Origin of the sequence: Stenotrophomonas sp. NPDC078853 (genome assembly GCF_044901215.1) — a bacterium.
Classification (GTDB): domain Bacteria; phylum Pseudomonadota; class Gammaproteobacteria; order Xanthomonadales; family Xanthomonadaceae; genus Stenotrophomonas; species Stenotrophomonas lacuserhaii.
This window is the reverse complement of record NZ_JBJDOQ010000002.1, coordinates 108,069-134,233: the sequence shown is the minus strand read 5'-3', so window position 1 is coordinate 134,233 and position 26,165 is coordinate 108,069. Positions and strand designations below refer to the sequence as shown.

Genomic DNA, 26,165 nt, shown 5'->3' with positions numbered 1-26,165 from the left:
TAGCGCCGAGCCAGGCTCGGCGGGTTGCCGCTGCAGGATCAATCCCTCAGCAGCCACCGGCGCATCGCGGCACTGACCTCGGCAGGCCTTTCCATCGGTGACAGGTGCCCGCAACCGGGCACCACCACCAGCGTGGCGTGCGGCGCCAGCGCCTGCATCTCCTGGCTTATCGGCAGCGGCGTGATGCGATCGTTCTCACCGCAGATGATCAGCATCGGGTCGCGGTAAGCGGCAAGCAGCGCATGGCCATCCTCGCGGTCCAGTCCACTTTGCCGCAGGAACACCTCGGCGCCGAGCCGTGCGGTCATATCGCGTACGCGCTGTACCAGCACGTGGTCGTCCAACCGCGAGGCGTCGATGTAACTGCGCATCAGCGTGTCGCCGAAGCCGTGGAACCGGCCGGGCAGCCGGACGCTGGCGATCTGCGTGGCGCGCTGTGCGGCACGCTGCGGCGAATCGGCGTGGATGGAGGTATCGATCAGGGCCAGCCGCAGCACGCGCTGCGGTGCGCTGCGCAGGATCTGCTGGGCCACGAAGCCGCCCAGTGAAAACCCGGCCAGCGCGAAGCGTGGCGGCGCCTGCGCCAGCACGGCATCGGCCACCGCCTGCATCGTGTCGCCAGCGGTAAGGTCGCCGACGGTCGGATCGGCGATGTCCGCCAGGTCGGACAGTTGGTCGCGCCACAACTCGGCATCGTTGAGCAGGCCGGGAAGCAGCAGCAAGGGAATGCGTTCTTCCATGCTGCCATTGTAAGAGGGCGACGGGTAGCGCCGAGCCATGCCCGGCGAGCGCAGCGGCAGGCGGGGTCGTGACGACCACAGCCGTCACCCACCAGAGCAAACGCCTGACGGCCAGCGGCCGTCAGTACCAGGCGCCGGCGGGATCATTCCAGCAACTGCGCGGCCACCTGCTGCACCGGCAGGCTCACCATCATCACCGTCGAATCATCCGGATCCAACCGGGTGGTGAAGCCCAGGCTCTGGCACATCGCGATCATCGTGCTGTTCTCGCGCAGTACCTGCCCTTCCACCACGTCCAGTCCCAGCCATTTGGCGTACTCGATCATGATCGTCATCAGCCGCCAGCCGATGCCGTGGCCCTTCAGGTCCGAACGGATCAGGATGCCGTACTCGCCGCGATGGTAGTCGGCATCTGCATGCAGGCGGACGGCACCGAGCATGTCACCGCTGCGCGGATCGATCGCCACCAGCGCGATGGAGCGCGCGTAGTCCAACTGGGTCAGGCGGGCGATGAACTCGTGGCTGAAATGCTTGACCGACTGGAAGAAGCGCAGGCGCAGGTCTTCATCACTGACGCGGGCGAAGAACGCGCGGAACAACGCGTCGTCTTCCGGCCGCACCGGCCGCACGAAGGCGTTGCTGCCATCGGACAGCTGCAACGTACGCTCCCACTCCTTCGGATACGGAAATACCGCGAAACGCGGATGGCCACGGCCTTTATGCAGGATGCGCGAGGGCGCGATGGCGACCCGCGCGTCCAGTGCCAGGATGCCTTCGCGGTCGGCCAGCAGCGGATTGATGTCCAGTGTGCGCACTTCGGGTATGTCGGCCGCCAGCTGCGCCAGCTTGACCAGCACCAGCGCGACGGCGCGCTCATCGGCAGCGGGGAAATCACTGTACGGCTTGAGGATGCGCGAGACCCGGGTACGACCGATCAGCTCATGCGCCAGCCGCAGGTCGAGCGGCGGCAGCGCCAGCGCCTTGTCATTGATCACTTCCACTGCGGTGCCGCCACGACCGAACACGATCACCGGGCCGAACGTCGCGTCATCGGCGATGCCGGCGATCAACTCACGCGACTTGGGCCGCACGATGGTCGGCTGCACCAGCAGGCCATCGATGCGCGCATCGGGGCGCAGTTCGCGCGCGCGCGCCAGGATGCTGGTGGCCGCCACCTGCACGGCGGCCAGGGTGGACAGGTTGAGGCGCACGCCGTCCACTTCGGATTTGTGCGGGATGTCCGGCGAGAGGATCTTCAGCGCCACGCTGGCGCCCTGCTCCAGCAGCGGCTGGGCCAGGTCCATGGCTTCATGCGCGTCGCGGGCATGCAGCACCGGCGCCGAAGGAATGCCGTACGCCTTCAGCAGCGCATGCGTGGCCAGCGGGTCCAGCCAACGCTGGCCGGCCGCCATTGCCGCCTCGACGATCGCACGCGCGGCACCTGCATCGACCACGAAATCCTGTGGCAGGCTCGGCGGGGTCTCCATCAGTGCGCTCTGCGCATCGCGGTAGCGGACCAGATGCTGGAAGCCACGCACCGCTTCGGCTTCTGTGGGGTAGGTCGGCACGCGCGCAGCGTTGAGGGTTGCCGTTGCGCGCTCGTCGTTGCCCAGCCACACCGCGAACACCGGCTTGTCACGCTGGTGCCGCGGACGCAGGCCCAGGGTGCGGGTGAGCGCCTGCGCGGCATCTGCGGAGGAGGTGAACGCGGTCGGCACGTTGACCACCAGCAGGGCATCGTTTTCGTTGTCAGCCAGCAGCGCTTCGATGGCAGCGGCATAGCGCTCGCCATCGGCGTCGACCACGATGTCCACTGGATTGGAACGTGACCAGCCCTGCGGCAGTACCGCGTCGAGCTGCTGCACGGTGCTCTCCGACAGCGTGGCAAGCGTGCCGCGCAGCGCCGCCAGCTGGTCCACCGCCAGCCGCCCGACGCCACCGCCATTGCTGAGGATGGCCAGCCTGCGTCCCGGGAAAGAGCCCAGCCGTCCCAGTGTCTCCGCGGCGGTGAACAGTTCGTCCAGCGCGCTGACGCGCAGCAGGCCGGCGCGGTTGAACGCCGCGCCGTAGACATCATCGGCGCGCGCCAGTGCCTGCACGTGGGTATCGTTGCCCGGCATGATGCGTTCGGCACGGCCAGACTTGACCACCATCACCGGCTTGGAGCGCGCGGCGGCACGTGCGGCCGACATGAACTTGCGCGCATCCTTGATCTGCTCCACGTACAGCAGGATGGCGCGCGTGCGGTAGTCGGTGGCGAAGTAGTCCAGCAGGTCGCCGAAGTCCACGTCCATCGTATCGCCCAGCGACACCACCGCCGAAAATCCCACCGAACGCGCGACGCCCCATTCCACCAGCGCGGCGGCGATCGCGCTGGATTCGGAAATCAGCGCCAGGTCGCCTGCCTGGGGAACGTGGGCGGCGATGCTGGCATTCAAGCGCGCGTGCGGGGCGATGACCCCCAGGCAATGCGGCCCGAGGATGCGCAGGCCCTTGGCGCGGGCGCTGGCTTCCACCTGTGCGGCCAGCGAACCGGGCCCTTCGCCCAGGTGCGCGGTGAGGATGATCGCCGCGGCCACGCCCAGCGCGGCGGCATCGGCGATCACCTGCGGCACGATGCTGGCCGGGGCGGTCACCACCACCAGCTCCGGTACCCAGTCCAGGTCCTTGAGCCGCTTGGTGGTGCGGATGCCATCGATCTCCGCGTGGCGCGGATTGACCCAGGCGACCTTGCCGGCGAATCCCGCCCCGCGCAGGTTGCGCATCACCGCCCGACCGGCCGAGCGATCACGCGGACTGCCGCCGATCACGGCGACCGACTGCGGGCGGAACACGGACTGCAGGTTGTAAGTGCTCATGCCGCTAGTAGAGCAAAAAAGGGGTTACAGCAGGGTGCCGTGGAGGATGCTGGCGGCGATGCTGAAGTAGATCACCAGGCCGGTCACATCGACCAGAGTGGCCACGAACGGGGCCGAGGCACTGGCCGGGTCGAAGCCGAGGCGCTTGAGCGCGAACGGCAGCATCGATCCGGACAGCGACCCGAAGGTGACGATGCCCACCAGCGCAGCGGCCACGGTGAGCGCCAGCAGTAGCCAGTGTTCGCCGTAGTCGTGCAGGCCGCCCAGCTGCCAGATCACGATGCGGACCATCGCCAGGCTGCCCAGGATCGTGCCCAGCACGATGCCGGTCGGCAGTTCGCGCAGGGCAACCTTCCACCAGTCACGCAGCCGCAGTTCGCGCAGCGCCAGGCTGCGGATCAGCAACGAAGTGGCCTGCGAACCGGAGTTGCCACCGGAGCTCATGATCAGCGGGATGAACAAGGTCAGCACCACCGCGCGCGCCAGCTCGTCTTCGTAATGCTGCATCGCGCTGGCGGTCAGCATTTCGCCAAGGAACAGCACGCTCAACCAGCCGCCGCGCTTGCGCAGCATTTCCAGGAAGCCGATCTGCATGTATGGCTTTTCCAGCGCTTCCATGCCGCCGAACTTGTGCGCGTCTTCGGTGGATTCCTCGATCAGCGCGTCCAGGATGTCATCCACGGTGACGATGCCGAGCATCTGCATGCCGGCATCCACCACCGGGATCGCCAGCAGGTCGTGGCGGCGGATCAGCTGCGCCACTTCTTCCTGGTCCATCGCCACGTCCACCGTCACCGGTGCATTGACCTGCGCCACGTCCAGGATCGATTCGTCAGGCAGGCCGGTGATCAGCCGGCGCATGGTCACCACCTGGCGCAACTGGCCGCTGGCGGGGTCGAGCACGTAGATGGCATAGACGGTTTCGCGGGTGCGCTCCACTTCGCGGATGTGCTGCAGGGTCTGGCCGACCGTCCAGTTGGCCGGCACGCTGACGAACTCGGTGGTCATCAGGGCACCGGCGGTATCCGGCGGGTAGCTGAGCAGGGTCTGGATGACCTGGCGCGCCTCGGCGCCGATCAGCGGCACCAGCCGCGCGCGCTCGTCCTGGTCCAGTTCGTGGACGATGTCGGTGGCGCGGTCGTCGGCCATCAGCCCCAACAGCGCGGCCGCCCGGGCCGGCGGCAGGGTCGCCACCAGCTCGCCGGCACGCTGCAGTTCGGGCGCTTCAAGCAGCTTCACCGCACGCGGCAGCGGCAGTGCGGCAAGCAGGTCCACCGCCGCGGCGATGGGCAGCGTGTTGAGGTATTCCACCGCGTCGGCGGTGTTGAAGTTGGCCAGCGGTGCGGCCGTGGTGGCGGCGTCGGTGGCGGGACGCAGCATCTGCTTCTGGTTCATCGTGGTTCGCCTTTCGTCGTTGCCGCTGCAACGCCAACACAGGCGAACCGTCCCTGTCAGGCGGTCGCCGTCGCCGGCGTCGAACGAGGTCGACTTCTACTGTCGCTGGACATGAGGGGTTGCATTCCGGAAGGGTGGTGCCAGCGGGCAGGCCGTGGCGGGGGGCAGGATGGACCCGTGGGCAGCATGGGTCAACCCCGGTGTGGCGGCCGGGTTTGGTCCGGCTCAGCTGCACCCCCGTGCGAGCGGCGGCGGGCGGCGCATAATGTCGCGCAAGGGCTGGCTGCACCCGGCGTGCCCTTCCTCCTGCGGCCATGACCTCGACTTCCCATGCATAGCGGCGTGCTCGAACTTGCCCTGGTCCTGCTGCTTGCGGCCGTCATCGCGGTGCCGGTGTTCCGCCGGCTGGGCTTTGGCGCGGTGCTTGGCTATCTCGCCGCCGGCGTGGCGCTGGGTCCGGATGGGCTGGGCTTCGTGCAGGATACGGACCGGATCCTGGGCGCGGCCGAAATCGGCGTGGTGATGCTGCTGTTCGTGATCGGGCTGGAGCTGTCGCCATCGCGCCTGAAGGTGATGCGGCGTTCGGTGTTCGGTGCCGGGGCGCTGCAGGTGGCGACCTGCGCACTGGTGCTGGGCGGCCTGCTGATGCTGGACCATTTCCACTGGAAGAGCGCGCTGGTGGTCGGCGTGGCGCTGGCGCTGTCCTCCACCGCAGTGGGCCTGCAGCTGCTGTCCGAACACAAGGCGCTCAACAGCGATCATGGCCGGCTGGCGTTCGCGATCCTGTTGTTCCAGGACTTGATCGCCATTCCGCTGCTGGCCGCCATTCCGCTGCTGGGGGGTGCGCGCAACCAGACCCTGCACTGGCAGGACGTGGCGGTGGCCATCGGCGCACTGGCGGTGGTGATCCTGTGCGGCCGGCCGCTGCTGCGCCGCGTGTTCGGCATGGTCGCGCGCACGCGCAGCCCGGAAATGTTCACCGCCACTGCCCTGCTGGTGGTGTTGGGTACCGCCTGGTTCCTGCAGGAGGCCGGGCTGAGCCCCAGCCTGGGCGCGTTCCTGGCCGGTGTGCTGTTGTCCGATTCCGAGTTCCGGCACGAACTGGAAGCGCAGATCGAACCCTTCAAGGGCTTGTTCCTCGGTCTGTTCTTCATTGCCGTGGGCATGGGCATCGACCTGGACCGCATCGCCGCCGAACCGGGCATGATCGCCGCCGGCGTGGGCGTGCTGCTGGTGGTGAAGTTCGGCTTGTTGTATGCGATCGGACGGATCGCCGGGTTGGCGTCACGCCAGGCGATGATGCTGGGCAGCGTGCTGTGGCTGGGCGGCGAGTTCGCCTTCGTGGTGTTCAACGAAGCGCAGCGCGCGCTGCTGCTGGGCAGTGCCAACCATGACCGGCTGGTGGCCATCGTCGGCCTGTCGATGGGACTGACCCCGCTGTTGCTGATCGCACTGCTGCGCCTGATCGGCCGGGAGGCCGTGGCAAAGCCCGACGCCGCGCCGGCCGATGAGGTCAATCCGGACCACCGTCCGAAGGTGCTGATCGCCGGGATGGGGCGCTTCGGGCAGGTGGTGGCGCGACTGCTGACCGCGCAGAAAGTGCCCTTCGTCGCGCTGGAGGTCAATCCGGATACCGTGGCCGACCTGCGCCGCTTCGGCAACCAGCTGTACTACGGCGATCCGACCCGGCCGGAGATGCTGCGCGCGGCCGGCGGGGCGGAGATCGCGGTGTTCGTGGTGACCATGGATGATCCGGAAACCAACCTGCGCGCGACGCGGATGATCCGGCGGTTGTATCCGGACGCGCGGGTGCTGGCACGGGCACGCAACCGCCAGCATGCGTGGCGGCTGATGGACATGGGGGCCGAGCCGTTCCGCGAGGTGTTCGGCACCAGCCTGGAACTCAGCGAACAGGTGCTGAAGCTGCTGGGGGTGTCCGAGGAGACGGCCCGCCGGCATGTGCAGCGATTCCGCGAACATGATGAGAAGCTGCTGCGCGATCAGTACCTGGTGTACGACGACGAGGCGGCGGTGATCCAGACTTCGCGCGATGCGCGCACTGACCTGATGCATCTGTTTGAAGCGGATGCGGGAAGCGGGAAGGACGCGCCACCCGACCGGTAGCGCCGAAGGCGTGACGACCAGCGGTCGTCACCCACCAGGGCAGGAGCATGACGGCCAGCGGCCGTCACTACCGGTGATTCATTCGCGCAGGAACCGCGCCATCGAAGACACGCCGGGCACGCGCGGCTGGAACTCGGCGGCCACGTCGATGAAGCCGCGCATCACCGCGATTTCGCGGGGGCTGCGGTTGAGCGTGTCGCGTGCCTCTGGATCGGCACCGGCACGCAGCAGGCGCTGCACCAGCAGCGGCAGTCCGTGCAGCGCGGCCAGGTGCAGCGGGCCGAAGCCGCGCGGATCACGCACCTCCAGCGAAACGTCTTCATCCAGCAGGCGTTCCACACCGGCCAGTACCACCTGTTCGTCGCAGGCGGTCCCCGGTTCGGCACGTGCGCCCAGCAACAGCAGCAATGGGGTCACCTCGCCAGCGGCGGCCTTGTCCGGCTCCGCGCCGGCCAGCAGCAGGGTGTCCAGCAGGGCCAGCAGGCGCGAGCGGTCACGAGCGGAGAACCCGTACAGCGCAGCGCAATGCAGCGCGGCCAGCTGCTGCGCGTCGCTTGCATGGACGTCCGCACTGGCGGTCAACAGCCGCGCCACGATATCCGGAAGGCCCAGCGCCGAGGCCAGCATCAGCACCGTGACCCCGCCGGGCAGGCGGTGTTCCAGCTGCGCACCGGCATCCAACAACGCGGACACGATATCCATCTGGCGCATGCTGACCGCCGCCGACAGCGGCGTGGCGCCACTGGCCGAGGCATGCTGCGGATCGGCACTGCGCGCCAGCAGCAGGTCGACCACCGCAAGGTGCCCACCACCGGCCGCTCGCAACAGGGCGGTGCAGCCCTGCGCGTCGACGCTGTCCACGGCGAAGCCAAGATCGATCAGCCGGCGTACGGCATCCACGTCGCCGGCGGTGGCCGCGGCGGCCAGGTCGGATTCGCGCAACGTCCTTCGTGGCAACGACCAGACCCGCCAGTCCAGCCAGTCCGCCAGGTCACGGCGGCCGCTGGACAGCGCCACACCCAGCGGTGTCTGCCCATCAGCCGCACGCGCTTCCGGCGAGGCGCCGTGGCGCACCAGCAGCTTGAGCGCGGCTTCGCGTCCCAGCGCAGTGGCCAGGTGCAGGGCGGTCATGCCATGGCTGTCGCGTGCCTCGCGATCCACCCCCAGGCCCAGCAGCGACTGCTGCAGGCGCAGCCAGCCCAAGCGCACGGCCAGGGCCAGCGGCGGATCGCCGGCGGGCGATGCAGCGAATGGGTCGGCGCCACGTTCCAGCAGTTCCAGCGCCAGCTGCTCCAGCCCGCGACTGGCCTGGTCATGCTGCGCGCAGGCGGCGAGGAAGCGCGCCAGGCCACCACTGCCGGCAGGCGAAACGCCCTGCTCCAGCATCACCTGCAGCGCCGGCACCGCATCCACGCCGCGCGCCAGCAGCGCGAACATCGGCGTATCGGTGCAGGCATCCAGTACGTCGTGCGACGCGCCCTGCTGCAGCAGCCAGCCGATGGCGCGCGGCTCCAGCGCCAGGTCCGGTTCGTGCAACAGGCTGCCCAGTTCTTCGGCACGGCACAGGCGCGCCATCGATTCCATTCCGTCCAGGTTGCCAAAGCGCAGCGATTCGCGCAGCAGCTCGAGCGGTGGCCGGTCCGGCAACAACGAGGTCGCCACGTCGTGGCCTTCGCTGTCCGCCACCAGGCCGTCGCTGACTGCGGCAGGCAGCGGATAGGCCGGATCGAGCATGGCCACGATGGCCCAGCGGCCGGCTTCGGCCGCGCTGTCCACTGCGCGCCGCGCCAGTGGATCGTCCAGGTCGGCAACCAGCCCCAGCTCCAGCAGCCGCTTGACCACCAACGGCGGCACATCGGTCGCCATGGCGGCCAGCAACAGGGCGTTGCGGCCGTCGGTGTCGACCGCTGCTACATCGGGTTTGTGGCGCAGAAGGTGCTCGATGACCGCCGCGCGCCCACCGGCGGCGGCCTCCAGCAGCGGCGTCCGGCCGAGCGCATCGCGCGCTTCCAGGTTGGCACCGGCGGCAAGCAGGGCGTCCAGGATCGCGGTGTGCCCGGCCAGGGCGGCTTCGTGCAGGGCACTGCGGCGCTGGCGATCACGCGCATCGGCACGCGCCTTGTGCTTCAGCAGCAGCTGCACGCCGGCCGGATCATCATCTTCGGTTGCTGCGGCGGCCAACAGCACCGGGATGCCTTCGGCCGGTTCGGTACGGGCGCCGCGCTCCAGCAGGAACCGCGCCAGGCGCCAGTTGCCGACCTGGCAGGCCACCGCCAGCGGCGACCAGCCGTCCTGGTTCAGCGCATCGATCTCGGCGGCGGCATCGCGCAGCAGCGCGGCGACGCCGGGGTCGGAACTGCGCGCTGCGTGGTGCAGCGGCGTATTGCCGTCGGCATCGGTGGCACGCGAATCGGCACCGTTGGCGAGCAGGGTCATCACCGCTTCCGGGCGCCCATGCCAGCTGTCGCGGGTGGCCGCCAGCAGCGGCGTCATGCCCTTGTGCGGGGCGTTCACATCGACGCCGCGGGCGATCAGTTCGCGCAGCAGACGCAGGTCCGGCAGTACCGCGGCCAGCACCGGCAGGTTGCGCTGGTCGCGCCACTGCGGATCCGGCATGGCGTGCGGGTCGGCACCGGCCTGCAACAGCTGCAGCGCGCGGTCGATCCGGCCGTGTCGCGCCGCTTCATACAGCGCCGGCGCCAGCGCGTCGGCCGGCATGGCTTCAAGTGCGACAGGTGTCGTATCGGCATCGGGTTGCTCGCGCGCCTGCCAGGCACTGCGCAGCTCCTGCATGCCGTGCGCCGGCGCAGGATGCGTGGTGCCCGCCGGGGCTACCCGCTGCAGCAGCAGGTGCAGCAGCGGCGACAGCAGCACGGTGGCGCCCACCGCTGGCCAACGCAGGCCTGCCGGCAGCAGCTCCGGCCAGGCCGGCATCACCACCAGCGCACACAGCGCCAGCACCAGCGCAGCGACGGCCAGTCCACGCCAGGCGCCCAGTTCGCGCCCGGCCAGGCCCGCAGCGTGGCGCTGCAGCCCACCGGCCAGGCGTTCCACGTCACTCCACAGCGGCCATGTGCGCCATACCGCCAGCAGACCGACGCCCAGCAATACCGCCAGGCCCAGCGCGGCGGCCAAGCTGCCGCTTTCGCGCAGGGCGGCGAGCGGCCAGGCCATCAGCAGCGCAAGCACCGCTGGACCGGCCAGCCACAAGGCCAGCAGCGCAGGCAGTTCTTCGCGCACCACCTGCGGCAGCGGACGCAGGACACGGCTTCGACGCAGCCAGGACACGCCCAGCGCGAAGGCCGGCTGCGCCAGCGCTGCCAGCAGCGCACCCGGCAGGCCGCCGATCGCCGAAGCCGCAGCGAGCAGCGCGCCCAGGGCCAGCGCGGCAGGCACCATGCGCGGCCGCGGCTCAGTCATTGTGGCGCGGCATCATGCTGGTGATGCTCGGGGGCACCTGCAGGTAGAAGCCGCGGCTGGCCAGCTCGTCGCGCACCTGCGCGGCGTCCGCGCGCGCCAGCCGACGGCCCTCGGTCAGTTCCACTTCCAGCACCAGCTGCAGCCGGCCCAGAGATTCGGCCAACGGCCCGGGCAGCACGCCGAAGCCATCCCGTTCGGCGAGGTAGACGTAGGTATCGTCTTTGCGTTGGCTCTTGTAGACGTAGGCGTGCATGCTTTCAGGTTTACCCTTTAAGGCATGATTGTGTCGGAAACCCGTCACCGGCGGAAGGCGTCAGGCCTGGCACATCCCCGCCACGCGTTGTTTCCCGACACGAAGTTCATCAATGTCAGGACGCGGTTCAGTCTTCGGCCAGCGGATGACGGGCGAACACCAGCGAGGTGTTGATCCCGCCGAAGGCGAAATTGTTGCTCATCACATGGTCGACCTGCAGCGTGCGACCTTGTCCGCGGACATGGTCCAACGGAGCGCAGCGCGGGTCCACCTGGTCCAGGTTCAAGGTGGGGGCGAACCAGCCCGCGCGCATCATCTCGATGCTCAGCCAGGCTTCGAACGCGCCGCAGGCACCCAGCATGTGGCCGACGTAGCCCTTCAGCGAGCTGATCGGCACGCCCGCCCCGAACACGGCGGCCGTGGCCTGGCTTTCAGCAATGTCACCATGGTCGGTGGCCGTGCCATGGGCGTTGATGTAACCGATCTGCGACGGCGCCAGACCGGCGTCGTCCAGCGCCAGCTGCATGGCGCGCGCCATGGTCGGGCTGCTCGGCTGGGTCACGTGCTGGCCGTCGCTGTTGCTGCCGTAGCCGCGTACTTCGGCCAGGATCGGCGCTCCGCGCTGCAGCGCATGCTGGCGCTCCTCCAGCACCAGGGTGCAGGCACCTTCGCCCAGCACCAGCCCATCGCGGCCGGCATCGAACGGGCGCGGCGTGGTCTGCGGCGCGTCATTGCGCACGCTGGTGGCATACAGGGTGTCGAACACCGCGGCCGCCGTGGCGTCCAGCTGCTCGGCGCCACCGGCCAGCATCACCGTCTGGCGACCGGCGCGGATCGTTTCGTAGGCTTCGCCGATGCCCTGGCTGCCGGACGTGCACGCGCTGGACGTCGTGTGGATGCGCCCGCTCAGGCCGAAGAACACCCCGATGTTCACCGGTGCGGTATGGCTCATCATCTTCAGGTAGGTGGTGGCGGTGATGCCGGCGGTGGTGAAGCTGTTGAGCATGCGGCCGAACTCACTGATCGCCTCATGGCTGCCTGCGGAGGACCCATAGGACACGCCGGTGCGCCCGCCATGCAGCACCGGATGATCGATCAGGCCGGCCTGCTGCAGCGCCAGTTCGCTGGCGCGCACGGCCATCAGCGCCACGCGCCCCATCGAACGGGTGGTCTTGCGGTTGTAGTGCGGTGGCAGCTCGAACGCCTCGGCCGGTGCGGCCAGCCGGGTGTTCAGCCCTTCGTAGACATCCCACTCCGGCATCGCGCGCACGGCGTTGCGCAGCGAACGCAGGCGCGCGTGGATGCTCGGCCAGTCCTGCCCCAGCGGGCTGATCGCCGCTGCGCCGGTAACCACCACGCGGCGTCCTTCGCGCTGCATCAGGCCAGGCCTCCGTTGACCGAGATCACCTGGCGGGTGATGTAACCGGCATCGGCCGACAGCAGGAACGATACCGCCGCGGCTACTTCGTCCGGCGTGCCGACACGGCCGGCGGGAACCAGCTTGAGCGCGTGCTCGACCACTTCGGCGTCCAGCATCTCGGTATCGACCAGCCCGGGTGCCACGCAGTTGACGGTGATCCGGCGACTGGCCAGTTCCAGCGCCAGCGCCTTGGTGGCACCGATGATGCCGGCCTTGGCGGCGCTGTAGTTGACCTGGCCGCGGTTGCCGATCAGCCCGGACACGGAGGCCAGGGTGACGATGCGGCCGGGCTGGCGGCGCCGCACCATCGGCATCACCAGCGGATGCAGCACGTTGTAGAACCCATCCAGGTTGGTATGCAGCACCTGGTCCCAATCCGCTTCGCTGAGCGCGGGGAAGGCCCCGTCGCGGGCGATGCCGGCATTGCATACCACGCCGTAGTACGCGCCATGGGCGGCCACGTCGGCTTCCAGCGCGGTGCGCGCGGCGGCTCGGTCACTGATGTCGAAGGCAAGTACGCGCGCCTGCCGGCCCATCGCGATGATCTCCGCGACCACGGCCTGCGCTTCGTCGATGCGGCTCCGGCAGTGCACCGCCACATCGAAGCCATCGCGGGCAGCGCGCAGGGCGATCGCACGACCGATGCCGCGGCTTGCACCGGTCACCAGCACGGCAAGATGGGCTGTCATGCGTTTCCACTCTCCAGGTAAGCCTGCGCATCGGCCGGTTCGAACACCGATACGTTGGCGTCCACCCATGTCTCGGTGCCCGCACTGATACGGCAGGCGAACATTCCCAGCCCATTGTCACCCATCAGTTCGCGCCGCGCGTGGACCACCAGCGCGGTACCGGCCGGGAACACGGAAACCTGGCTGCTGTAGCGGCGACTGCCAAGCAGGAAACCGAGCCGCGGCGGGCGACCGTCACGCCGCGCGCGGCAGCCCGCCCACGCCGCGATGGCCTGTGCCATGTACTCGATGCCGATCCAGGCGGGCACGCCGTCGGCCTGGTTGAACAGGCCCGAGGCCGGGACCACCAGCGCCACCTCGATGCTGTCCTCGTCCCAGCGCAGCACCTGCTCCAGCAGCAGGGCGCTGCCACGGTGCGGTACCACGTCCTGGATCGGATGGATCCTCATGCGCCGGGCGTCCGCTGCAGGGCCAGCACGGCATTGCTGCCACCAAAGGCGAACGAACTGCTGAGGAGGCGCTGCAGGGGGCCGGCCGCCACGGTGCCCGGCGCCACCAGGGCCAGCGCGGGCAGCTGCGGATCAGGCTGGCCATCCCACCAGTGCGGTGGCAGGCGGTGGGCGGGATTGTCCGCCAGCGCGATCCAGCACAGCGCCGCTTCGATCGCCCCGGACGCGCCCAGTGCGTGGCCGGTCAGCGGCTTGGTGGAACTGGCCGCGACCTGCCCGCCCAGCACTGCATGTACCGCACGCGATTCCATCGCATCGTTGTGGCGGGTGGCCGTGCCATGCAGGTTGATGTAGTCCACGTCCGTCGGTGCCCAGCCGGCGCGCTCCAGCGCCTCGCGCATCGCCGCGATGGCACCGGCACCACTCGGTTCAGGGGCGGACATGTGGTGGGCGTCCGAGCTTTCGCCCCAGCCGGCAAGCTGTACCGGGCCCGGCTCGCGGGTCAGCAGGAACAGCGCGGCCCCTTCGCCGATGTTGATGCCCGCCCGCGTTGCCGAGAACGGCAGGCAGCGGGTGGCGGAGATCGATTCCAGCGCATTGAAACCGGCCACGGTGAAGCGGCAGAGCGAATCGGCACCGCCGGCGATCACCGCCTCGACGATGCCGGCGCGCAGCAGGCGCGCCGCCGAAGCCATCGCCTTGGCACCTGAAGAGCAGGCAGTGGACAGCGTCCACGCCGGTCCCGTTGCACCGCTGCGATGGCGCACGAATGCCGCCGCGCTGCCCATCTCCTGCTGGCCATAGGCGAAGCTGTCCGGCCAGCGACCGCTCTCCTCGCGCGCACGCAGGGCCGGCTCGGTTTCGCCGATGCCGGAGGTGCTGGTACCGATGACCACCGCGACCCGCCCGGCACCGTAACGCTCGATGGCCGCCTGTACAGCCGGAGCAATCTGTTCCAGCGCAAGGTCCAGCAAGGCATTGTTGCGGCCGCGCAGCGCGGTGGGCAGCGCAGACAGATCCGGCAGCGTGGACTGCACCCGGCCCAGCGCCAGGGTGCGTCCGGGCAGCACGTCGTCGCAGTCGCTCAGCCCATCGGGGTGGTCGGCGAACAGGCCGGCGGCGACCGGCGCGCGGCCGGCGCCGAGCGCGCAGACGATGCCCATGTCGTTGAGGAAAATCGGCGCGCTCATGGGGCGTCCTCGCCAGTAGGCACCGAACGGATGGTCAGCGAATAGCCTTCGATGCGGTTGTCCAGCTGCAGGCTGCCATCGTCGTTGCGCTGCAGCCGCAGGGCCTCGACCCCGCTACGCTGCAGCCGGCGCACGCGGCCATCGTCGACCACCTGCCAGCCATCGGTCAGCACCGCGGCAATCGCCGTGGTCGGCCACAGCGCGAACTGCAGGTCGTCCAGCACGCGGTCGGCACGTACCTGCTTGGGCAACCAGGCAGCGCGCTGTTCCTGCAGGTTCTGTCCATCCCACTGCACGCGAAAGCCGGTCTGGCCCATTGCCTGCACCAGCAGCTGCACCTGGTCGGCATCGGCTTCAAGCAGCGCATCCAGGTCACGTTCGGCGCGACCGAAGCGGAAATGCAGCTGTTGCTGCAAAGCGAGGGTTCCCTGCAGGCTGGCCGGTGACAGGCGCAGCGGCGGCAGCGCCGCATCGGTACGCACCGGCGGGCCGGCGCAGGCGGCGAGCAACAGGGTGAGCAGGATCGCAGGCAGCAGGCGGCTCATGTCACGGGGTTCCTGTCGTTGTAGGCGGTGCGGGGCGGAACAGCGGCGACAGCAGCCATACCAGGCCGATGCCGAGCAGCAGGGTCATGCCGAAGGCGCGCAGCGCCGGGGTGTTGGAAAGCCCGAGCAGGCCGAACGAAAGCCAGGTACTGGCCGCACCCACGCACACCGCGACCCAGGCGCTGGGATCGCCACGGTGTTCCAGCAGGAAGATGCCGTAGTCGATGCCCATGCCCAGCAGCAGCATCAATGCCAGCACGTTGAACAACTGCAGCGGATGACCAAGCAGGGCCAGCACGGCAAGCGTCAGGCTGCCGGCGAGCAGGGTGGGCACGATCACCCGCCAGGCATGACGGCGATAGCGCCACCACAACGCGGCGAACACCAGCGCGATACCCGCCAGCAGCATGCCGCTCATCAGCTTGCGGTAATGCCCCAGCAGGCGCGAGAAATCGGCGGTGCGGTCGACCCAGCGCACGCCGGGCAGGCTGGCGCCGGCCTGGTCGAGGTCGGCCAACGCACGCGGCTGCGACAGGTCATCGACCAGCACCACGCTGGCCACGCCCTCGCCCAGTGCGCCGATCCACAACGAACGGAACGGGGCCGAGGCCGGCGAAGCGAGGAAGGCCTGCAGGTCGATCGGGGTGCGGGCGAATGTCGGTCGCTGCAGCGCCTCGCCACTGACCGCGCCAACCGCCTGCAGCACGGCCGACTCGGCCTGCGCGGCCAGCCGGGCATCGGCATCCTGCTGCGACGGAGACGGCAACCAGTCACTCAGCGCGCGGTGGCTGCCGATGCGGCCTTGCCCTTCCAGCGCGCGCAGGCGCGCGGTCAAGGCTTCTTCGCGCTGCAGCAGCTGGCCGGCATCGGCGCCCTGCACCAGGAAGAACTGCGCCGGGCTGGGCATGCCGAGCAGGCGCGAGATGCGGATCTGCTGTTCCATCAGCGCCGGTGGCGAAGACTGCAGGCTGCGCAGGTCATCATCCACGTGCAGGAACAGCATGCCGCCGGCGGAGAACAGCAACAGCACCGCGATCACACCGCCCAGCGACCGGCCGCGCAGCCGCGGCCAGCGCTGCAGCGTGTTGCCCAGCCAATGCGAGAAGCGCGTCTGGCGTACCGTTCCACCATCCAGCCACGGGAACCACAGGATCACCGTGACGAACGCAGCCGCCAGCCCGACCACCGAGAACAGTGCCATCTGGCGCAGCCCGGGGAACGGGGTGACCGCCAGCGCCAGATAGGCCAGGGCGCTGGTCAGCAGCGCCAGCCACAGGCCGGGCAGCAGATGGCGCAGCAGGGACCAGCGACTCTGCCGCGGCGCTGCCTGGCGCGAGGCGAACCAGTGGATGCCATAGTCTTCGGCCACGCCCACCAGCGAGGCACCGAACACCAGCGTCAGCAGATGCACCTTGCCGAACACCAGCACGGTCACGGCCAACGCCACGCCGCAGCCGACCAGCAGCGACATCGCCACCAGCAGGATCGGGCGCAGCGAACGGAACGCCAGCCACACCAGCAGCAGTACCGCAGCCAGCGAGCCCCAGCCGATGGTGTTGATCTCGCGGTTGGCCTGCACCGCCGCGGCTTCGGCATGCAGCGGCACCCCGGCATGCAGGATCTCCAGGCCGGGCGTGGCAGCGGTCGCGGCCTGCCCCGCGCGTTCCAGCAGCGCGCCGATATGCGGTTCGCCATCCAGCTGGAATGCCGAATCGCGGGTGTCAAAGCGCAGCACCGCCCACTGCTTTCCGTCTGCCTGCAGCAGGCCGTCCTCACCCAGTCGCAGGCCGGCCGCCTTCGCCTGCTGCTGCCACCAGGCCGGCCACAGGCCCAGCGGATCCTGCAACCAGGCGGTCAGCCGTGGTCCGCCCATGGGCCCGTACAGCCGGGCCAACGCCTGTTGCGCCAACGCATCCGGTGCGGTGTGCTGCAGGGTGTCGCGCTGTGCGGGGGTCAACAGGCGGTCACGGTAGGGCGCGTAGAAGGTACGTGCCTCATCGAACCAGCCATCGAGCGCACCGGCGGGCTGCAGCAGCGCCGCATCGGCATCGCCTGCCATCGCATCGGCGAAGGCCGCCTGCGCGCGCAACGTAGCGGCCGCCTCCGCGCTGCCCAGCAGTACCACCACATCGCGCGAGTTCGCATCGGCGATGCGCCGGGTCACGTCCGACAGCAGCCGGTCCTGCGCATCCTGGGGCAGCAAGGCGAGGATATCGGTGTCGATCGGCGCATGCTGCCGCCACTGCAGGGCCTGCTGCACGCCCAGCGCCAGCAGCACCAGCAGCCAGGCCAGGGCCAGCCAGCGCCAGCGGCGATGGGGGGTATCGGCGCGCGGCATGCGATCAGTCAAGGCGTGCCGCCTCGTCCGCTGCCAGCGTGCCCGGTGCCTCGGTGAGGGCACTGAAGGTGAGGCGGGTACGGTCCTTGCTGGCCTCCACGATGTCGACCTGGCGGACGTAGCGGTCACCCCGCAGCTGCAACGAACTGAAGGCCTTGGCCAGCATCGGCGACTTCGGTGTCAGTGACAGGGCCCAGCCCTTCGCATCGCGTTGCGCATCCACCGTGAACTGGCTGGACAGTGCCTGCACATCGCCGCTCATCAGCGCGAACAGGACCGCGTTGACCGAGCGCATCGCCGGCTGTTGGCGTGCATCCAGCTCTACCCGGGTAGTGCCATCGGGCTGTCGGCTGAGGATGCGCTCGGCGGTGATCACCATTTCCGACGGGAAAGGCTTCAGCGTGGTCCAGATCACCCCGCGCTCGCGCGCCACCACGAAGCGGCCCTGCGAACGCAGCGGGTTGCGGAAACCGGCGACCTGTTTTTCCTGGCTGAACTGGCCGCGCAGCACCGCCGGCCGTGCGACATCGCGGGCGATCGCCTGCACCGCGTCCTCGGCGGCGCCGGCCACGAACGAAACGAAAAGCAGGCCGGACAGCACCAGCAGGCGCAGGAAATGACGGGACTTCATGGCGCGGGAACTCCGAGTTTCTGCCACAGGATCGGCGGGCACAGGTACTGCATTTCACCGCTGGCGGCATCGACGGCCACCTGCACGGTGTGTGCGCGGGTCAGTCGTTCACCGCTGCCGGCGTCGAAGATTTCATAGCTGATCTTCAAACGGTTTTCCCATTCGACGATGCTTGCCCGCACCCGCACCTGCTGCTGGAAACGCAGTGGGCGCACGTACTTGACCCGTGCATCCACCACCGGCCACAGATAGCCCGATTCCTGCATCTGCGGATAGTCGTACCAATAGCGCTGCAGCAGTGCGCAGCGCGCGATCTCGAAATACTTGAAGTAGTTTCCATGCCAGACCACCTGCATCGGGTCACAGTCGTGGAAGGCAGGCGCCAGGGTGATCTCTTCGACCATTTCATGCATCGGGATACAGCTCCCACTGACGGCTGCGGATGGCCTGCAGCAGTTGGCGCAGCTCGCCATCCAGCGCGCGGTCTTCTTCGATCAGCGCGATGCGCTGGCTGATGTCATCGTGCATAGCGGCCAGCTCACCCTGCAGCTGCGCCTGCAGGCCGACCCGCTGGCGCAGGGCCACCGCCTGGCGTGCGGCGATCAGCATGCCGGCGACCACCTGTTCGGTAAGTTCGATCACCCGCAGGCAGTCGCGCGCGGCGATGGTTCCCATGCTGACCTTGTCCTGGTTGTGGCATTCGGTGGAACGCGAGAATACCGACGCCGGCAGGGTGTTCTTCAGCGCCTCGGCCGTCCACGCCGAGACGCTGATCTGCAGCGCCTTCAGGCCATGGTTGATGGCTGCACGCGGACCGGTCGCAGCGGACAGGTTGGCCGGCAGGCCGTGGCTGTATCGCGCATCCACCAGCAGCGCCAGCTGGCGATCCAGCAGGTCGGCCAGGTTGGCCACGGTATTCTTCAGCGTGTCCATCGCCAGCGCGATGTGCCCGCCGTAGAAGTGGCCGCCGTGCAGGACGCGTTCTTCGTCCGGGTCGATCAGCGGGTTGTCGTTGGCGCTGTTGAGCTCGGTCTCGATCAACTGGCGCAGGAACGGCAGGGTGTCTTCCAGTACACCGATGACATGCGGGGCGCAGCGCAGCGAGTAACGGTCCTGCAGGCGCTGTTCGTTGCGCGGCGGGCGATCGCTGTGCAGATCGACACGCAGGCGCGCTGCGATGCGCGCCTGGCCCGGGTGTGGCTTGGCTGCGAACAGCGTTTCGTCGAAATGGTGCGCGTTGCCATCGCTGGCCAGCACGTTGAAGGCGGTCAGGCGCGTGGCCAGGCGGCACAGGTAATCCGCGCGCTGCCAGGCCAGGCAGGCCAGGCCGGTCATCACCGCCGTGCCATTCATCAGCGCCAGGCCTTCCTTCGGGCGCAGCCGCAACGGCTGCATGCCGATCCGCGGCAGTACCTCGGCGGCGGACTGCACACGGCCTTCGAACAGCACCTCGCGCTCACCGCACAGCACCGCCGCCACGTAGGACAGCGGGGTCAGGTCGCCGCTTGCACCGACCGAGCCCTCCGCGGGAATGCGCGGCAGCACGTCATGCTGCAGCAGGGTGGCGAGGCCTTCGAGCAGCGCCACGCTGGTCCCGGACATGCCCTGGGACAGTGACGCCAGCCGCGCCGCCAGCACCGCGCGCGTTTCCTGTGCGTCCAGGAAACGACCCAGCCCACAGCCATGGTAGGTGTACAGATGGTGCGGCAGTTCGGCCACCAGCGACGGCGGGATCACCGTGGTGCAGGAATCCCCGTAACCGGTCGTCACCCCGTAGACCACCCCGTCCTCGCGCAGCAGGCGGTCGAGGAAATCCGCGCCGCGCTGGATGCGGGCGCGGAACCCGGGCGCATCGTCGAGCACGGCCAGCGCGCGGCCGTCCGCCAGCGCAACGACGTCTTCGATGGTCAACGGGCCGGCACCGAAGCGACAGCAGGGAAGCGGTTCAATCGGCATCGGTGGCCTGGTCCCAGAACGGAAAGAAGTTGAACCAGTCCAGCGGCGATTGGATCACCTGCTGTTCCAGCCATGCGGCATAGCGTTGCGCACAGTCCTGCAGCGCGGCTTGGCGGGCTCCGCGTGGCAGCACGATGCGTTCGTCGAACAGATCGAAGCGGATCCGGTAGCCACCGCCATTGTGCAGGCAGGACAGCGTGTACACCGGGCAGCCGAGCGCGGCGGCGAGCACGTAGCCGCCCACCGGGAACGGCGCGCGGTGACCGAGGAAGTCGGCATGCACCACGCGTTCGCTGTGGACCGGGACGCGGTCACCGACGATCGCCACGAAGCCACCTGCAGCGACCCGCTGGCCCAGGGTCATCGCCATCGCCGGGCCGACGTCGGTCACCTGCACCAGCTCCACCGACGCGAGCGGATCCAGACGTGCCAGCAGGCTGTTGAAGCGCTGCGCGTGCTTGGTGTGGACCAGCACGGTGAGATGCAGGCCCGTGACTTTTTCCGCCAGCACCTGGCACAGCTCCAGGCAGCCGACATGGGCGGTCAGGAACACCCCGCCCTGCGCGCGACCAATGCGCTGCAACGCCTCGTTGTCGTGCAGCTGCAGGCGCTGCGGCGGGTAGCGCCGTCCCAGCGCCAGCAGCTTGTCCAGCATGGTGTCGCCGAACAGCGCGAAGTGGCGCAGGCTGTCCAGCCAGCCCGGCGCGCGGCCCAGCGCACCGCTGTGCGCCTGCAACCGCTGCAGGTACTGCAGCGAGGCGCGGCGTGCCAGGCCGTTGGCCAGCCAGTGGCAGGCCACCGCCGGCCAGGCGCACGCCCGGTACGGCCAGCGCCCGAACCAGCGGTGGATCCAGCACAGGACCAATACGCCGCGTACCGAGGTGCGCTCGCCGATGTCGGCCCAGTGCGGTGCGGCAGGACCAGGACGGGCAGCCATCAGGGCTGTCCCCGCAGGCGCCGCAGCAGCAATCGAGGAGCGCGCCGCAGCATGCCCACGAACAGCCGCGCGTGCATGCCGCTGATGCGAAGGTTGTCGCGCCACACATCGAAGTGCGACACGCCGTCCTTCGGATAGGTGACTGGCGTGGCCAGGTGATGCACCGGCACCTCGCGCCAGTACAGACGCACCAGGATCTCAGTGTCGAAATCCATGCGCCGGCCGATGGTTTCCTGCGCCATCACCTGCAGCACCGGTGCCAACGGATAGACCCGGAAACCGCACATCGAGTCGCGCAGGTGCAGCGACAGGGTGTTGATCCAGACCCACACATGGGTGCCATAGCGGCCGTACAGCCGGATCTTCGGCACGGTTTCATCGTAGGCCGGGATACCGCAGATGACCGCATCGGTACGCTCGCGCGACAGCGCGGCGAAACGGCCCAGCTCGGCGGTGTCGTGCTGGCCATCGGCATCGATCTGCAGCACGTGGGTATAGCCCAGGCGCGCCGCTTGGCTGAAACCGGCCAGCATCGCCCCGCCCTTGCCCTGGTTGTGTTGCAGCCGCAGCAGGCCTACGCCCGGCTGTCGTGCCAGCCCGGCCAGCACAGCCGCGCAGTCTGCGTGCGATCCGTCATCCACCAGCAGGCACGGCAGTCCCGCAGCGCCGATTCCGGCCACCACCTCGGCGATGGCGTGCTCATGGTCGTAGACCGGTACCACGACCAGCAGGGCGTACTCGGCAGCGGGAACCAGGGAATCAATCGGCATCGGCGAACAGTACTTTGCCACTGGCGTGGATGCCGTGATCGGAGCTGAACCGGAATCCCAGCACGCCGCGCGCCGCGTCCCAGTCCAGCTGCAGCATCAGCACGTCGTGCGGGCGCGCAACGTGGTGGAACTTCAGCGCATCCATGCGCAGGAAGCGCGGTGGCAGGTCGAATGCCTCGCGGCCCAGGCGGATCGCCCAGTCCAGCTGGGCCACCCCCGGCAGCACGGCGACTTCGGGGAAATGACCCTCGAAGGCGCCCAGGTCGGGCTCCAGTACAAGCTGCACCCGTGCCGTGGCGGCATCGCGCGCAAGCCACTGCGGCGACGGAAGCGTTTTCTGGAACAGCGCCTGCAGCAGCGCCTGGGTCGGTTTGCCCTGTGCATTGACGGGCAGTGCGGCAACCAGCCGCCAGCGCCGCGGCCGGGTCACCGCGTCATGGCCCTGCGCCAGCAGTGCGGTGAGACGGCCGATGAAAGCACGCCGCTCGGCAGCACCGGCCTGCGCCAGCGCAGGGTCGCTCGGCACGATCACCGCGGCCAGCTGCTCGCGCGTACCCGGCAGCACCAGCACCTGCGCTTCAGCCACGCCCGCATCGCGGCACAGGGCCTGCTCCAGCGCCCCCAGCGAAACCCGGCGCTCTTCGATCTTGACGATGCGGTCGGCCCGCCCGAGCAGGCGGAAGCCGCCGTCAGGACTGGCTTCGGCACGGTCTTCGCTGCGCCACCAGCCGCCCTGCGCAAGATGGGCCGATGCCACCGCCAGCTGGCCGTCATCGATGCGCCACTGCACGCCGGGCAACGGTTGCCACGCGGGGGCGTCATCGGCGCAAACGCGCCAGGCGATGCCACCGGTTTCGCTGCTGCCGAACACTTCGATCGGCGCGATGCCCAGCACCTCGCGCACGTCCGCGGCGGCCTGTGCCGGCAGCGGCCCACCGGAGGAAAACACCGCGCGCAACTGGCCACGCGCGCCAGCCCAGTCCAACTGCGGTGGCAGTCGTTTCAGGTGCGCCGGGGTGGCCACCAGCACACTGGGTGCGGCGGCCAGCGCGGCTACCAGGTCTTCATGGAAGAAACGTCGTGGCCGGATCGCCCGGCCCGCGGCCAGCGGCCACAGCACGCGGAACAGCAGGCCGTAGATGTGCTGGTGGGAGACCGTTCCATGCACCTGCGCACCGGCCAGCAGCGCGCCGAAGGCCTGCTGCAGTGCCTCGACTTCGCTGCCGAGCTGGTCCAGGCGTTTTTCGATCGCAGCCGGTTGGCCGGTGCTGCCGGAGGTGAACACCACCAGCCGGCAGGCGTGTGGATCCAGCACGACGCCGGTGGCGGGAATGTCGGTGGCCGGTGCCGCGTGCAGCGGCTGCCAGCACGGATCGACATCGCCGACGAAGCCATCCACGTGCGGGCGCAGCGCCTGCAGCGTACCGGGCAGGTCGTCGCCGGGCAGGTAGACCCGCTTGCCAGCCGACCATGCGCCCAGCAACGCAGCGGCGAAGGCCAGGCTGTCGTCGAAGTAGAGCGCCCAGTCACGCCCTTCGGCGGCCGCGAACGCAGCGTGCCAGCGGCATACCCGTGCCAGCAGCGCGGCGTGGTCCAGCGCTGCACCGTCGAGCGCGCCCACCGTGCGGCCAGGCCGTGCAGACTGCAGCAGGAGGTGCAGCGGGATCCATTCAGACATGGCCATGCGCTGCCTTCACCCGGCGCCGCACGGTCCATTCCCCGGCATGCAGCAGGCCCATCAGCAGATAGGCCAGCAGGCCGTTGTACAGGGCCCACGTGGCATCGGAGGCCCACAGCGCAGTGGCCAGCGCCAAGCTGCCGTTGAGCACGAAGAAGCCGCACCAGACCTGGGTGACCCGGCGCGTGTAGACGATGGCGAACGGCGGCAACTGTGGATCCTGCAGGCGTGCGAAGCGCTCGACCACGGTGGGGGGATGGCGCAGGCTGACCAGGAAAAACACCAGCAGCACCGCATTGACCAGCGCGGGATACAGTTTCAGCGGCAGCGCTTCATTGCCCAGCAGGGCCACCATGGCCAACACCCCGGTGCCCACCGCCGACCAGATCCACAAACGTTCGCGCGTGCCCAGCGCGCGCAGCAGGGCCACCGCGAACAACAGCAGCGACAGCCAGCGCGGCTCGAACCGGCCCATCGCCAGGTACATCAGCGGCGGATAGGCCAGCGACAGCAGCACGAAAGCCAGCCTGCGCGGATGGGACACGAGGGAGTTCCGGCGCGCGCGGTCAGGCAGCGGCCGGGTCGGGCAGCAGCCCATGCACCACATCGACCACGTCCTGCACGGTGCGCACTGTCTTGAAGGCATCCGGCTGCAGGTTGCGGCCCAGCAGCGGCTTCAACTGCACGATCAGGTCCACCGCATCGATGCTGTCGATATCCAGGTCGGCATGCAGCCGCGCGCTGGGCACGATCAGGGCCGGATCGATCTCGAAGCTGGTCGTCAGCAGTCGGGCGATGTGGTCGAACAGGTCGGTCTTGGTCATGGCGTTGAGGTCACTCACGCGCGGCTGCCGGCGACGAAGGCCGCCAGCGCCTGCACGCTGCCGAAATGGCGGCGGGTTTCTTCCGAATCCGCGGACAGGCTCACGCCGTATTGCTTCTGCAGGGCCAGGCCCAGCTCCAGTGCATCGATTGAATCCAGGCCTAGGCCTTCGCCGAACAAGGGCGCGGTCGCATCGATTTCGGCGGCGGAAATGTCTTCCAGCGACAACGCCGAAATGATCAGCTCCTTGATCTCGTGCTCAAGTTCCTGCACGGGGCAGCTCTCCACAGGGTTGGAAGTATCGGGTGAGATGGTCGGTGACGCGCCGCGCGGCCAGGGCTTCCCCTCCTGCCGCTGCGTCCTCGTCGATGAACGTGCCGATCGGAATGTCCTCACCGACCTCCAGCGAAACGTGGAAGCGTCGCGGGGGCACACGATACCATTTCCGCCCCTTTTCCAGCGTCGGCGGGGTGCAGCGTATCCGTACCGGGGTGATGTCCCGCCGCCCGCGCACGGCGATGTTGGCCGCGCCACGGCGCAGTTTCAGCGGCTGGCCGGGCTCGCTGCGGGTGCCCTCGGGGAAGATCACCAGGCAGCCCCCGCCGCGTACCGTGGCGATGCCCGCTTCCACCAGCGCCGGTCCATCATCGTTGACGATGTAGCCGGCGGCCCGGACGGTGGCGCGCATGAACGGATTGCGCGCCACCGCGCGTTTGACCACGCAGTCCGCATCCGGCAGCAGCGCGACCAGCAGCACCACGTCGATCAGGGTCGGATGATTGGCCAGCACCAGCAGGCCTTCGCGCTGCAGCCGAGCTGCGCCGCTGACCGAAACCGTGAGCACGCCGAGGCGGCGCATGATCGCCACCTGCAGCGCGAATCCCCGTTGGACGCCCCGGCGCGCGAGCCGGCGGCGACGCGCGGGGTCGCGCACCAGGACCAGCATCAACGGCGCCACGACCAGACCGGCGATCAACCCGCCCAGCCCGAATGCCGCAAAGCTGAGGCCGGTGGCCAACACCCGCCAGGCCCGGTCCAGGCCGCGCAGCAGCGCCTCAGCAGCCACGCTTCCAGGTCCAGCGCTGGCCGTCGATCACCCGTTCGCAGGACGGCTGCGCGGACAGCAGGAAACGCTGCAGGTCCAACGCATGCGGCAGCAGCCCGGGCGGATCATCCGCCTGCCCGGTGGCCTGCCAGCCCAGCTGCAGGCGCACGCCCGGCGACTCGGAGCGCCGGATGCGCCAGCACCAGGCGTGGAACGGAGCCGGCTCATCGATGAACTCCGCATACAGTGCCGGCAACGGCGGGTCGTAGACCACGATGCGGACTTCCTCGGCGCCATCGGCCAGCAGCCCGGCCGCTTCCAGGCAGGCCGCTTCGGCCGTGGCCTTGCCCGCCGCCAGCGCCAGGTTGTTGCCGCGGTGCCCACGGGTGATGGAGTACAGCGCGCCGATCGCGTTGTGCACCGACAGGCCGAACGTGGTGGGTGAAAGCGCTTCTTCGGCCACCAGCGCGGCCAGCAGCTCCATCGAACGGGCGACATCGCCATGGCGGCTGGCGAACACCAGTGGCACCCGGCTGTCCGCCCCCTCGCCGGCTTCGCACCAGCAGGCGGCCTGGATCGCCATGCGGCCCAGCCGCTCGATCCGGCGACGCTGCATGGCCGGTACTTCCGGCAGCCCGGGAGTGTCCTCGCCTTCAGGCAGCCAAGGTGCCTGCGCCCATTCCTGCCAGGCGCTGCGGGTGGCCAGCCCGGGCGCCCAGGCGGCCCAGTCGACAACGGAAAACTCGATCATTGCGGAACGACTGCTGCGGTTGCGCGGAGCGCCGCACGCTAGCACGGCCGGGGCGAAGAGCGTGACGACCAACGGTCGTCACCCACCGCAGCCAACGGTGCTCACCCACCGCGGCCAACGCTCGTCCCCCTGCGACCAACGGTCCTCACCCAC

Annotated in this window: 23 protein-coding genes; 1 reads left to right on the top strand and 22 read right to left on the bottom strand. The window is 69.2% G+C overall.

The window, feature by feature from the left end; all coding sequences use genetic code 11:
- Nucleotides 1-38: 38 nt before the first annotated feature.
- The 3 genes from ACI2JH_RS02810 to mgtE all read right to left on the bottom strand — a co-directional run bounded on the left by ACI2JH_RS02810 (nt 39) and on the right by mgtE (nt 4,993).
- Complete coding sequence (locus ACI2JH_RS02810) at nt 39-740, bottom strand: alpha/beta fold hydrolase (protein ID WP_404735370.1); 702 nt, start codon at nt 738-740, stop codon at nt 39-41.
- Nucleotides 741-883: 143 nt separating this feature from the next.
- On the bottom strand, nt 884-3,598 hold the full coding sequence (locus ACI2JH_RS02805; protein ID WP_404735369.1) for a bifunctional acetate--CoA ligase family protein/GNAT family N-acetyltransferase: 2,715 nt from the start codon (nt 3,596-3,598) through the stop codon (nt 884-886).
- A gap of 24 nt (nt 3,599-3,622) precedes the next feature.
- Entirely contained in the window at nt 3,623-4,993 is a 1,371-nt protein-coding gene (gene mgtE, locus ACI2JH_RS02800) for a magnesium transporter (RefSeq protein WP_191770797.1), read from the bottom strand.
- 330 nt (nt 4,994-5,323) lie between these two features.
- Here mgtE and ACI2JH_RS02795 point away from each other — a divergent pair, with 330 nt between their 5' ends.
- Nucleotides 5,324-7,117 carry a monovalent cation:proton antiporter-2 (CPA2) family protein gene (locus ACI2JH_RS02795; protein WP_404735368.1) on the top strand — a complete coding sequence of 598 codons (1,794 nt, stop codon included), beginning with the start codon at nt 5,324-5,326 and terminating at the stop codon, nt 7,115-7,117.
- A 78-nt stretch (nt 7,118-7,195) separates the two neighbouring features.
- Here ACI2JH_RS02795 and ACI2JH_RS02790 read toward each other — a convergent pair whose 3' ends face one another.
- The 19 genes from ACI2JH_RS02790 to ACI2JH_RS02700 all read right to left on the bottom strand — a co-directional run bounded on the left by ACI2JH_RS02790 (nt 7,196) and on the right by ACI2JH_RS02700 (nt 26,012).
- Complete coding sequence (locus ACI2JH_RS02790; RefSeq protein WP_404735367.1) at nt 7,196-10,537, bottom strand: ankyrin repeat domain-containing protein; 3,342 nt, start codon at nt 10,535-10,537, stop codon at nt 7,196-7,198.
- Nucleotides 10,530-10,790, bottom strand: coding sequence for a YcgL domain-containing protein (locus ACI2JH_RS02785; RefSeq protein ID WP_191770794.1), 261 nt, complete (start codon nt 10,788-10,790; stop codon nt 10,530-10,532). Before ACI2JH_RS02785 ends, ACI2JH_RS02790 begins: the two co-directional genes overlap by 8 nt.
- A 127-nt stretch (nt 10,791-10,917) precedes the next feature.
- The gene (locus tag ACI2JH_RS02780; protein WP_191770793.1) at nt 10,918-12,168 is read right to left on the bottom strand and encodes a beta-ketoacyl-ACP synthase; all 1,251 of its coding nucleotides are present in this window, start codon (nt 12,166-12,168) and stop codon (nt 10,918-10,920) included.
- Nucleotides 12,168-12,899: a 3-ketoacyl-ACP reductase FabG2 gene (locus ACI2JH_RS02775; protein ID WP_404735366.1), complete on the bottom strand. Its 732-nt coding sequence runs from the start codon at nt 12,897-12,899 to the stop codon at nt 12,168-12,170. Before ACI2JH_RS02775 ends, ACI2JH_RS02780 begins: the two co-directional genes overlap by 1 nt.
- Nucleotides 12,896-13,348: a hypothetical protein gene (locus ACI2JH_RS02770; protein WP_404735365.1), complete on the bottom strand. Its 453-nt coding sequence runs from the start codon at nt 13,346-13,348 to the stop codon at nt 12,896-12,898. Before ACI2JH_RS02770 ends, ACI2JH_RS02775 begins: the two co-directional genes overlap by 4 nt.
- Nucleotides 13,345-14,538: a beta-ketoacyl-[acyl-carrier-protein] synthase family protein gene (locus tag ACI2JH_RS02765; protein ID WP_404735364.1), complete on the bottom strand. Its 1,194-nt coding sequence runs from the start codon at nt 14,536-14,538 to the stop codon at nt 13,345-13,347. The genes ACI2JH_RS02770 and ACI2JH_RS02765 overlap by 4 nt, the downstream gene beginning before the upstream one ends.
- Nucleotides 14,535-15,083 (bottom strand): DUF3261 domain-containing protein, encoded by a 549-nt coding sequence (locus ACI2JH_RS02760; protein WP_404735363.1) that lies wholly within the window; start codon nt 15,081-15,083, stop codon nt 14,535-14,537. Before ACI2JH_RS02760 ends, ACI2JH_RS02765 begins: the two co-directional genes overlap by 4 nt.
- A gap of 1 nt (nt 15,084) precedes the next feature.
- Nucleotides 15,085-17,421, bottom strand: coding sequence for an MMPL family transporter (locus tag ACI2JH_RS02755; protein ID WP_404735496.1), 2,337 nt, complete (start codon nt 17,419-17,421; stop codon nt 15,085-15,087).
- Between the two features lie 4 nt (nt 17,422-17,425).
- Nucleotides 17,426-18,052, bottom strand: a complete 627-nt coding sequence (locus tag ACI2JH_RS02750) for an outer membrane lipoprotein carrier protein LolA (protein WP_404735362.1) — start codon at nt 18,050-18,052, stop codon at nt 17,426-17,428.
- Nucleotides 18,049-18,465: an acyl-CoA thioesterase gene (locus tag ACI2JH_RS02745; protein ID WP_404735361.1), complete on the bottom strand. Its 417-nt coding sequence runs from the start codon at nt 18,463-18,465 to the stop codon at nt 18,049-18,051. Before ACI2JH_RS02745 ends, ACI2JH_RS02750 begins: the two co-directional genes overlap by 4 nt.
- Nucleotides 18,458-20,008 carry a histidine ammonia-lyase gene (gene hutH, locus ACI2JH_RS02740; protein ID WP_404735360.1) on the bottom strand — a complete coding sequence of 517 codons (1,551 nt, stop codon included), beginning with the start codon at nt 20,006-20,008 and terminating at the stop codon, nt 18,458-18,460. The genes ACI2JH_RS02745 and hutH overlap by 8 nt, the downstream gene beginning before the upstream one ends.
- The gene (locus ACI2JH_RS02735) at nt 19,998-20,945 is read right to left on the bottom strand and encodes an acyltransferase (protein WP_404735359.1); all 948 of its coding nucleotides are present in this window, start codon (nt 20,943-20,945) and stop codon (nt 19,998-20,000) included. Before ACI2JH_RS02735 ends, hutH begins: the two co-directional genes overlap by 11 nt.
- Complete coding sequence (locus ACI2JH_RS02730; protein ID WP_404735358.1) at nt 20,945-21,715, bottom strand: glycosyltransferase family 2 protein; 771 nt, start codon at nt 21,713-21,715, stop codon at nt 20,945-20,947. The genes ACI2JH_RS02735 and ACI2JH_RS02730 overlap by 1 nt, the downstream gene beginning before the upstream one ends.
- Nucleotides 21,705-23,399: an AMP-binding protein gene (locus tag ACI2JH_RS02725; RefSeq protein ID WP_404735357.1), complete on the bottom strand. Its 1,695-nt coding sequence runs from the start codon at nt 23,397-23,399 to the stop codon at nt 21,705-21,707. Before ACI2JH_RS02725 ends, ACI2JH_RS02730 begins: the two co-directional genes overlap by 11 nt.
- Nucleotides 23,386-23,937: a hypothetical protein gene (locus tag ACI2JH_RS02720; protein ID WP_317450733.1), complete on the bottom strand. Its 552-nt coding sequence runs from the start codon at nt 23,935-23,937 to the stop codon at nt 23,386-23,388. Before ACI2JH_RS02720 ends, ACI2JH_RS02725 begins: the two co-directional genes overlap by 14 nt.
- A gap of 22 nt (nt 23,938-23,959) precedes the next feature.
- The gene (locus ACI2JH_RS02715) at nt 23,960-24,235 is read right to left on the bottom strand and encodes an acyl carrier protein (RefSeq protein WP_232767680.1); all 276 of its coding nucleotides are present in this window, start codon (nt 24,233-24,235) and stop codon (nt 23,960-23,962) included.
- Entirely contained in the window at nt 24,232-24,489 is a 258-nt protein-coding gene (locus ACI2JH_RS02710) for a phosphopantetheine-binding protein (RefSeq protein WP_042612466.1), read from the bottom strand. The genes ACI2JH_RS02715 and ACI2JH_RS02710 overlap by 4 nt, the downstream gene beginning before the upstream one ends.
- Nucleotides 24,476-25,282 carry a lysophospholipid acyltransferase family protein gene (locus ACI2JH_RS02705; RefSeq protein ID WP_349998746.1) on the bottom strand — a complete coding sequence of 269 codons (807 nt, stop codon included), beginning with the start codon at nt 25,280-25,282 and terminating at the stop codon, nt 24,476-24,478. Before ACI2JH_RS02705 ends, ACI2JH_RS02710 begins: the two co-directional genes overlap by 14 nt.
- The gene (locus ACI2JH_RS02700) at nt 25,272-26,012 is read right to left on the bottom strand and encodes a beta-ketoacyl synthase chain length factor (RefSeq protein ID WP_404735356.1); all 741 of its coding nucleotides are present in this window, start codon (nt 26,010-26,012) and stop codon (nt 25,272-25,274) included. The genes ACI2JH_RS02705 and ACI2JH_RS02700 overlap by 11 nt, the downstream gene beginning before the upstream one ends.
- Nucleotides 26,013-26,165 lie beyond the last annotated feature (153 nt).

What these genes read in the sequence shown, in the direction of transcription:
- ACI2JH_RS02810 (WP_404735370.1), bottom strand. Translation starts at nt 740, where the DNA reads ATGGAAGAACGCATTCCCTTGCTGCTGCTTCCCGGCCTGCTCAACGAT.
- ACI2JH_RS02805 (WP_404735369.1), bottom strand. Translation starts at nt 3,598, where the DNA reads ATGAGCACTTACAACCTGCAGTCCGTGTTCCGCCCGCAGTCGGTCGCC.
- mgtE (WP_191770797.1), bottom strand. Translation starts at nt 4,993, where the DNA reads ATGAACCAGAAGCAGATGCTGCGTCCCGCCACCGACGCCGCCACCACG.
- ACI2JH_RS02795 (WP_404735368.1), top strand. Translation starts at nt 5,324, where the DNA reads ATGCATAGCGGCGTGCTCGAACTTGCCCTGGTCCTGCTGCTTGCGGCC.
- ACI2JH_RS02790 (WP_404735367.1), bottom strand. Translation starts at nt 10,537, where the DNA reads ATGACTGAGCCGCGGCCGCGCATGGTGCCTGCCGCGCTGGCCCTGGGC.
- ACI2JH_RS02785 (WP_191770794.1), bottom strand. Translation starts at nt 10,790, where the DNA reads ATGCACGCCTACGTCTACAAGAGCCAACGCAAAGACGATACCTACGTC.
- ACI2JH_RS02780 (WP_191770793.1), bottom strand. Translation starts at nt 12,168, where the DNA reads ATGCAGCGCGAAGGACGCCGCGTGGTGGTTACCGGCGCAGCGGCGATC.
- ACI2JH_RS02775 (WP_404735366.1), bottom strand. Translation starts at nt 12,899, where the DNA reads ATGACAGCCCATCTTGCCGTGCTGGTGACCGGTGCAAGCCGCGGCATC.
- ACI2JH_RS02770 (WP_404735365.1), bottom strand. Translation starts at nt 13,348, where the DNA reads ATGAGGATCCATCCGATCCAGGACGTGGTACCGCACCGTGGCAGCGCC.
- ACI2JH_RS02765 (WP_404735364.1), bottom strand. Translation starts at nt 14,538, where the DNA reads ATGAGCGCGCCGATTTTCCTCAACGACATGGGCATCGTCTGCGCGCTC.
- ACI2JH_RS02760 (WP_404735363.1), bottom strand. Translation starts at nt 15,083, where the DNA reads ATGAGCCGCCTGCTGCCTGCGATCCTGCTCACCCTGTTGCTCGCCGCC.
- ACI2JH_RS02755 (WP_404735496.1), bottom strand. Translation starts at nt 17,421, where the DNA reads ATGCCGCGCGCCGATACCCCCCATCGCCGCTGGCGCTGGCTGGCCCTG.
- ACI2JH_RS02750 (WP_404735362.1), bottom strand. Translation starts at nt 18,052, where the DNA reads ATGAAGTCCCGTCATTTCCTGCGCCTGCTGGTGCTGTCCGGCCTGCTT.
- ACI2JH_RS02745 (WP_404735361.1), bottom strand. Translation starts at nt 18,465, where the DNA reads ATGCATGAAATGGTCGAAGAGATCACCCTGGCGCCTGCCTTCCACGAC.
- hutH (WP_404735360.1), bottom strand. Translation starts at nt 20,008, where the DNA reads ATGCCGATTGAACCGCTTCCCTGCTGTCGCTTCGGTGCCGGCCCGTTG.
- ACI2JH_RS02735 (WP_404735359.1), bottom strand. Translation starts at nt 20,945, where the DNA reads ATGGCTGCCCGTCCTGGTCCTGCCGCACCGCACTGGGCCGACATCGGC.
- ACI2JH_RS02730 (WP_404735358.1), bottom strand. Translation starts at nt 21,715, where the DNA reads ATGCCGATTGATTCCCTGGTTCCCGCTGCCGAGTACGCCCTGCTGGTC.
- ACI2JH_RS02725 (WP_404735357.1), bottom strand. Translation starts at nt 23,399, where the DNA reads ATGGCCATGTCTGAATGGATCCCGCTGCACCTCCTGCTGCAGTCTGCA.
- ACI2JH_RS02700 (WP_404735356.1), bottom strand. Translation starts at nt 26,012, where the DNA reads ATGATCGAGTTTTCCGTTGTCGACTGGGCCGCCTGGGCGCCCGGGCTG.